This is a genomic window from Brevundimonas sp., assembly GCF_041648055.1.
Taxonomy (GTDB): domain Bacteria; phylum Pseudomonadota; class Alphaproteobacteria; order Caulobacterales; family Caulobacteraceae; genus Brevundimonas.
On sequence record NZ_JBAZPS010000026.1, the window covers coordinates 1 to 3,554 of the forward strand.

Sequence of the window (3,554 nt, forward strand, 5' to 3'; positions counted from 1 at the left end):
CTGGTCAGCTACAGCCCCGACAAGCTCGGCTTCTTCTGACGAGCGGCTTGAATCCCTGATGAGAAGGCCCCGCCGTTTCCGGCGGGGCCTCGATCTATTCAGCGGTGAGGCCGAAACTTGCTCACGCAGTCTTGGTCACGACGCCAACGGCTCCGACCGGGGTCTATGCGGCTGCCTCTAGGTTTGCGCCACCGCTGCCGCTGCCGCCGCTGCCGGTGGTTTCGGTTGCGTGAGTGGCGTGCCGACCGAAATCCTCGACTGATTGACGCAAAAGCGCTGCTGTATCGCCATCCCGGGCCTGATCAGAAAGCCCCCGAGCAAAAATCGTGACGACCGCTGCCGTTGCGCTGGCCTTTTTAAGTGGAAGCCAAGTCTCTAGTGCCACCGACAGCGCTGCTTGGTAGGCTCGACGCCGCGCCCTCAAATGGAGCACGAGATGGCGTTGGCCAGGAACGTCTGCGATCTGTCCTCCGAGGATCATGCAGCCTTTCGGCGATCCTGACTTGGTGATCCGCCTCACCAAGTCGTCCAGCATACGATCCAATCCTTTGGATAGGCTCGAAGCTGTCGTGACAGCGGACATGTCCAAGAAGGCGACTTCCTCCTCGAAGGCGCCGACTACTTGGACATACAGCGCCGCCTTGCTGCCAAAGCATGCGTAGAGACTCGGTTGGGAGATCGCCATGGCCTCGGCGAGGTGACGCATAGACGTAGCGTCGAAGCCCAAGAGCCAAAACCGCTTCATCGCTTTGGCCAGCGCCTGATCGCGGTCGAATTCGCGAGGCCGACCACGAAAACGTTCCGTTACCATAACGATCGCTCTAGAATGCTGACGACAGGGCGGCATTTTTAATGATCGATCGCTACATAATGGTTACCATAGCTCGACAATAAAATGTAGCGACTGTTATAGATTTCCCAAATCAGCGATCGACGCGCTTGACCAAGATCTGGTGCGACTTGAACTCGATGAAGCTTGGAGCGGGATAACCGGCGTGAGCGCTGCGAAGTGCGCCGTAGGCAGCGAGCTCGCCCTGCCCGTTGAACAGAGCCATGCCCCGGACCATAGGTTGGCCGGGGATCTCAAAGCGCACTGGGCGGTGGATAGTCAGGTGCGACGAACTACGCGGTGATAGGGCCACCGCCTGACGCGTGTAGCCGTCGTCGTCCAGCACCACGGCACCGTATCCATCCGGATCCGGCAGATCCAGCAGTAGGGCCAGATAGACAGAAGCTGGATACGCGCGATCCTGCTTAACGCGGAGTGATGGTGCGAGCTCGGCGGTGAACGGGCTCTGCATATAGAGCCTGGCCCGACCGGGGCGCGCAGTGAACATGGTCATCGTGGTGTGGTCCTGATTGAGATGGCGGTGGACTTGGTTTCATCCGGGCGTTGGCGACCGGACTAGTGGGCGGCGGTGCTCGGTAGTTCGGCCCAGCCGCAGAACCGTTGGACGGCACGACAACCGATCTGGAACTGGGCGAAGTCATCGGGCTCTGTCAGCCCAAACTTAGCCAGCCGGTAATCCGGGCCCGCCTAGTGTCGCCACCATGGCTAAAAGCACCAACCCGTTTCGCTATTTCGACAGCTCACCAGAGGTGATCCGGCTCGTGGTCATGATGTACGTGAAGTACCCGCTGTCTCTCCGAAATGTGGAAGACCTGCTGGCCGAGCGCGGCATCGATGTCTGCCACGAGACGGTGCGGCTTTGGTGGAACAGGTTCGGTCCGATGTTCGCTGCCGAGATCCGCAGGAAGCGGGTCCAGAAGATGCGCGCTTTCACTCACTGGCGTTGGCACCTCGACGAGGTCTACGTGAAGATCAACGGCGAGATGCACTACCTCTGGCGCGCCGTCGACCACGAGGGCGAGGTGCTGGAATCCTTTGCCAGCAAGACCAGGGACAAGCCGGCCGCTCTCAAGTTCATGAAGAAACTCATGAAGCGCCATGGCCGGGTGAAGGCCATCACCACCGACGGACTTCGCTCCTACAAGGCAGCGATGAAGGACCTCGGCAACACCGAAAAGCAGGAGGTTGGCAGGTGGGCCAACAACAGGGTCGAGAACTCACACCTACCCTTCCGACGACGAGAACGGGCCATGCTGAGGTTCCGGCAAATGAAGACGCTGCAGAAGTTCAGCTCCGTCCACGCCGCCTTCCACAACCACTTCAACCAAGATCGCCACCTCATCAGCAGAGAGACATACAAGGCCCAACGCTCAGCCGCCCTGGCTGAGTGGAAGACGCTCGCCGGATAGGCATCGCCTCCCCTGCCCTACCTGCGGCTAGTGGAGACAAGTTGTCGTTGGACTGACAGCACCCCCACGCAGGCTCAAGAAGATGGAGGGTGAGCCGACGAAACGCCAGCAGCGCAAACGGGGGTGTCCGTCCGGACGCTGTCGGTGGTTTGCGACCTTTGCCGACTTGGTAATATCGGCCAGAATGTCGGCCGTTATGAACAAATCGGTGAGGACGATGACGCCGGCGTTGGACGAGACCCTTCAGACCATCATGGCGCATCTCGACAGGTGGCTTGAGCCGCCCCCGGAGCCTGGTGTCACCATGAGCCATGAAGCTGTGCTGGAGAGTCTTCAATGGTTGTCGGCGGCGAACTTCGGAGGGGCCGTCCACTTGACGCGTCTGCGCAACGCGGGCGTCGAACTCAAGCGTGAGGACGGCAAGGACCTCGACCGTTGGATCGTGGAGCAGGTTCGCATGGCGAATCTCGCCAGCTCAGCGCGAACCGAATACAGCGAGCGCAACGGGTTGGCGGGAGTCGAATAGCGGGATGTCGATCGTCACCGAGAGATGCTCGCTGCCGTGACCATCTGTTGGATCGGGGCGTAAGCACCCCCAGCGCTCCAGCGAACTTGAGTATTGATGGCTTGTTCGGCCCGACGGTAAGTTCAGGCCTTGGACGCAAAGCAAACAGCAGTCGGTGGAGCTTTCAATCTCATGGCGCTTCCCATCATACCGATAGTCCTCTCCTTTGGACTGACGATTCCAGTACAGGATCCCACTCCTCCGCCCATGCCGGGACGCCCCCCGCCTTTGGCGGCGGGCACGGGTCTGCGAGGCGTGCTCGGTGAAGACTGCAATGATTCACGCGACACTACGGGCCGATGGTCGCACCGCAGTGGAACGAGCCTCGCCCCGGCTCAGCAAATCTGGCTGAGCATCTCGTCGCCCGATTTCGACGCCGTCCTGGAAGTCGTCGATCCTGCGGGGCAGGTCGCTGCCCGAATCTCCGATCAACGCGGCGGTGAACAGACAGGAGCCTTCTTCGCGGCCGCCGGCGAACCGTCGTCGAGCGGCGAGTCCCGCGCCTACACGCTGCGCATAACCTCTGACCGGCCGGGGGAGCGCGGACGATGGCGTGTCGAGGATCGGCGTGACGGATCTAATGCGCCCCTGTTCGCCAATGTCTTTCCCGACCCAGCCACCCCGTCGCGGACAGCTTGCGGGGCATCGTCTGCGACAACCCCGTGACGCCAAACTCCAATACAGCAGCCGAGAAAACCCTCGACGCCTACCAGCCGCTCTGGTTGCCGGC

At 61.1% G+C, this 3,554-nt stretch carries 4 protein-coding genes; 2 read left to right on the forward strand and 2 right to left on the reverse strand.

The genetic code is table 11. The annotated features are described in order from the left end of the window. Window positions 1-163 precede the first annotated feature (163 nt). The gene (locus WC585_RS17175; protein ID WP_373259221.1) at window positions 164-811 is read right to left on the reverse strand and encodes a TetR/AcrR family transcriptional regulator; all 648 of its coding nucleotides are present in this window, start codon (window positions 809-811) and stop codon (window positions 164-166) included. Between the two features lie 112 nt (window positions 812-923). Continuing rightward, the gene (locus WC585_RS17180) at window positions 924-1,343 is read right to left on the reverse strand and encodes a hypothetical protein (protein ID WP_373259222.1); all 420 of its coding nucleotides are present in this window, start codon (window positions 1,341-1,343) and stop codon (window positions 924-926) included. Between the two features lie 208 nt (window positions 1,344-1,551). Between WC585_RS17180 and WC585_RS17185 the strand changes: the two genes are divergently transcribed. Further along, a complete protein-coding gene (locus WC585_RS17185) occupies window positions 1,552-2,259 on the forward strand; it encodes an IS6 family transposase (RefSeq protein ID WP_373259224.1) in 708 nt (235 codons plus the stop codon). A 196-nt stretch (window positions 2,260-2,455) separates the two neighbouring features. Further along, window positions 2,456-2,785, forward strand: a complete 330-nt coding sequence (locus tag WC585_RS17190; RefSeq protein WP_373259226.1) for a hypothetical protein — start codon at window positions 2,456-2,458, stop codon at window positions 2,783-2,785. Window positions 2,786-3,554: the final 769 nt, after the last annotated feature.

Bases quoted from the DNA above. Each gene is read 5' to 3' on its own strand.
- WC585_RS17175 (WP_373259221.1), bottom strand. From the start codon at position 811: ATGGTAACGGAACGTTTTCGTGGTCGGCCTCGCGAATTCGACCGCGAT.
- WC585_RS17180 (WP_373259222.1), bottom strand. From the start codon at position 1,343: ATGACCATGTTCACTGCGCGCCCCGGTCGGGCCAGGCTCTATATGCAG.
- WC585_RS17185 (WP_373259224.1), top strand. From the start codon at position 1,552: ATGGCTAAAAGCACCAACCCGTTTCGCTATTTCGACAGCTCACCAGAG.
- WC585_RS17190 (WP_373259226.1), top strand. From the start codon at position 2,456: ATGAACAAATCGGTGAGGACGATGACGCCGGCGTTGGACGAGACCCTT.